Here is a 2,482-nt window from a genome sequence, read left to right as displayed (position 1 = left end):
TGGCGAAATGCTTGTCCGGGGCGCTTTGGTTCCTAGCAGGAGAGGCGCTTAGAAGAAGCACGCACTACTACAATGACAGTCGCCATAGACTTCTTATGTCAAATATTGGTTAAAGGCGGCAGGTACGCTGTACTAGCGGCCTGGGTCTGTGTCGAGTTTGCCCCAGAGATCATCAACCATATCTGAGAAGCCATCATTCGAGGCCTCCTTGGGCAGTAGACCAGCTCTTCGCCGGCGTTCGACCTCGGCCATTAGTTCTTCCTCTGTGGCTGTCTCAACCACATCACATCGAAGAGCTTCAATCTCGTCCGCTGTCCACGACTCAAATTTGTCTGCGTAGAAGCCCAGGGAATACGGCTCGTCATCAGAAATCTGCTTGATCACAGCATTCCAATCTTCGCTCTGGTTCGATTCCTTTTCGACCCTCTCATCTAGTTCGCGGATAGACTTGCGGATCATCGGCAGCAGCTCTGCCTCAACGCTTTCTTCGACCGCGCCGGTCCCCGCAAGCCAAAGGTCTGCGATCTTGCGGACGAGCGCCCAGACCGTCTGACTTCGAGGGTGGCCTTCAATCTGGCCGCCCAGACCTTTTTCTTGAATGCCCAGCTGTTCAGCGGCCCGTTCGTTCATTCGAATATTGTAATCAGACACGTCCGCGAGTTCTGAATCGTTCTCAGCCACAGCTCGGGCGACCTCTTGATCACCAACATAGACAACCACCTTCAACATCCCACTACCTCTTCCTTCGCCGGTTCATCACTCGGTCCAGGTGGCTGTAGTCTAGATCTCGCATTATCCTTTGAACTCGCTCTGGATCGACTTCGCGATCTTTTCCAGCAGTGTGGACGATGTGTCTGACGTAGATCGTCAACGCGACAATGATCACGGCGGATAAGATCAAGCTGATAGGCTCCGCCCGCATCACTAAGTCTTCTTCCTTGGGTCTTCGATCCCGAGGTCGTCGAACACGTTGCCGCTACCATCAGTGATCTCGACATCATCGTCGTCAGTCACTAGACCCCAGGTGTTCTCTTTGACCCATTCATCCCGCCATTTGGGCGCGTCGGCCGGACGCTGTGCAAAATCGGCGATTTGCTCGAAAATCATTTTGCGCAATGCAAGCCAGACGTCCGGACCCTCTTTGCGACGAGCTTGCAACTCTGCGATCAAGTCATTTAGAGGAACATCCTGTAACGGGCGCCCGAAGATATCTTCTTCTGAAAAATCATCTATCATCGCTCAACATCCTCGACACTGATCGATAAAACTAAGATCTTGTTTGGTTTTACGGTGATCTGTTTTCCTTCAATCTCTCGAAGTTGGCCGTTCACCGAAGTCTCGCAGATTACGAAAATTGGGATTTCCTCTTCTGTAGTCATGTCACTCATCTGGCTTACCCTTCGGATCAGGCACCTTTCGCGACCGGATCTCATCCGAGGTAATCGGCTTGGTTAGTTTTGCTCGACCGGCCGCAATTTCAGCCTCCCGAAGTCTAAGCAAACGCAAGGTTTGTTCATCCAGCTCAACGTCGTCGTCATCACCCATCAGACTTCTCCCGAGTACAGTAACAGTGAGAACAGAGTACTTGAGACCCGTCGGCTGTCCGAACGATGTCACCAACGTGGCCACACTCTTCACACGTCACACCGCATCGAAATTCCATCCAGACAGCGTACTCCTGAATGAGATCGTGGTATCGACTGAAACCGATGCAAATCTTGCCATCCTGGCCTTTCTTAATGTCCGAAATCTGAATAGTTCCAGGGTCCAGTGCCCTGAAGTCCTGACTGAAGGAAAGCTTGTGGAGTGCTTGCGAAATCATGACGAGCCAGCCCTTTCCGACAGCAGGAACAAGAGATGCGCAATCCGGAGAAACGAGGTCTGGATAGTTTTCCACAATGTCCAGCCTCAGGCTGTCGGGCCAGGATTCTTCGGCGCCCTCAAATCGCCGCCGCAGAGCATCATTGTAGCACCAACTGCAAAGCGTCGTCACAAACCCAAGGATGCTCTGGCGTTGTGCAGAATTAGAACAACCTTCACAGGTTTGCTCAATCTGATCGACACGCCATTGAATCTCTTCACTCGTAGCCTGGTTGCAGCCCTGGCCCTCATAGACGCGCAAGCCTCCCCATTTCTGTTTGATCTGAACGATGGGCGGGTATTCACCACCAAACAGGTCGGGCTGCTCGTCGATCAACCTTTTCACTTTCTCAAGTGCAAGCGTAAGCTGCTCCGCCCACCCGGCACGATACTCACCAAGCTGCTTGAAGACGCTTCCATGAATATCATTCCAGTCGACAACACTGCTCATCACTGACCTCCAGGCCCGCGCCTCTTTGAGATCGTGTGAAACCTCCGCCATAGCAGTCATCATACGGTCGACCACTTCGCGTTCATCACACTCGACATGCAGACCCTCGGTCGACCATGTGACGTCAGAGACGTGCGGAGCTGGGTAGTTGTGCGCCATCACCAAACGCAT

General features: G+C 52.7%; 5 protein-coding genes. All 5 read right to left on the bottom strand.

Annotated elements, in window-relative coordinates:
* Nucleotides 1-132 precede the first annotated feature (132 nt).
* Nucleotides 133-729, bottom strand: a complete 597-nt coding sequence (locus ACRZ91_RS22135) for a hypothetical protein (RefSeq protein WP_480908640.1) — start codon at nt 727-729, stop codon at nt 133-135.
* 195 nt (nt 730-924) lie between these two features.
* Nucleotides 925-1,236, bottom strand: coding sequence for a hypothetical protein (locus tag ACRZ91_RS22130; RefSeq protein WP_170334771.1), 312 nt, complete (start codon nt 1,234-1,236; stop codon nt 925-927).
* On the bottom strand, nt 1,233-1,388 hold the full coding sequence (locus ACRZ91_RS22125; protein ID WP_480908638.1) for a hypothetical protein: 156 nt from the start codon (nt 1,386-1,388) through the stop codon (nt 1,233-1,235). Before ACRZ91_RS22125 ends, ACRZ91_RS22130 begins: the two co-directional genes overlap by 4 nt.
* Nucleotides 1,381-1,545: a hypothetical protein gene (locus ACRZ91_RS22120; RefSeq protein ID WP_170334772.1), complete on the bottom strand. Its 165-nt coding sequence runs from the start codon at nt 1,543-1,545 to the stop codon at nt 1,381-1,383. The genes ACRZ91_RS22125 and ACRZ91_RS22120 overlap by 8 nt, the downstream gene beginning before the upstream one ends.
* Nucleotides 1,538-2,482, bottom strand: a 945-nt coding sequence (locus tag ACRZ91_RS22115; protein WP_480908636.1) for a hypothetical protein, incomplete at its 5' end; no start/stop codon positions are given. The genes ACRZ91_RS22120 and ACRZ91_RS22115, both read right to left, overlap by 8 nt.

Source organism: Ruegeria sp. O11 (assembly GCF_056535285.1).
This window is presented reverse-complemented; position numbering and strand designations above follow the sequence as displayed.